The sequence below is a fragment of the Psychroserpens luteolus genome (assembly GCF_021032705.1).
Taxonomy (GTDB): domain Bacteria; phylum Bacteroidota; class Bacteroidia; order Flavobacteriales; family Flavobacteriaceae; genus Psychroserpens; species Psychroserpens luteolus.
Map to the genome: position 1 here is coordinate 1 of NZ_JAHVXI010000031.1, position 415 is coordinate 415.

1 protein-coding gene is annotated in these 415 nt (G+C 62.4%); it reads left to right on the forward strand.

The window, feature by feature from the left end; all coding sequences use genetic code 11:
- Positions 1–415 (forward strand): glutamate--tRNA ligase family protein (locus tag KWG70_RS17705; protein ID WP_230937372.1); only part of this gene is annotated, 415 nt, incomplete at both ends.

Here is a 415-nt window from a genome sequence, read left to right on the forward strand (position 1 = left end):
GCTGCCTATAAGTGCTTCTCCACGCAGGACGAGATTGCCGCGTTCCGCGAGCAGGCGAAGGAGGCCGGGACCTCAACCCTGTTCCGCTCCCCCTGGCGTGACGTGGCGGAGGCAGATCACCCTGACCTGCCATATGTCGTGCGGCTGAAGGCCCCGAAAGACGGGGCTATTTCTATCGCGGACGCCGTGCAAGGCGAGGTGACATGGAAAGCGGAAACGCTGGATGACATGGTTCTGCTGCGCTCAGATAGCTCGCCGGTGTACATGTTGGCGGTGGTGGTCGACGACTACGATATGGGCGTGACCCATGTGGTGCGCGGCGATGACCATCTGGCCAACGCCGCGCGGCAGTCGATGATCTACACGGCCATGGGTTGGGACCTGCCGACATTTGCGCATATCCCGCTGATCCACG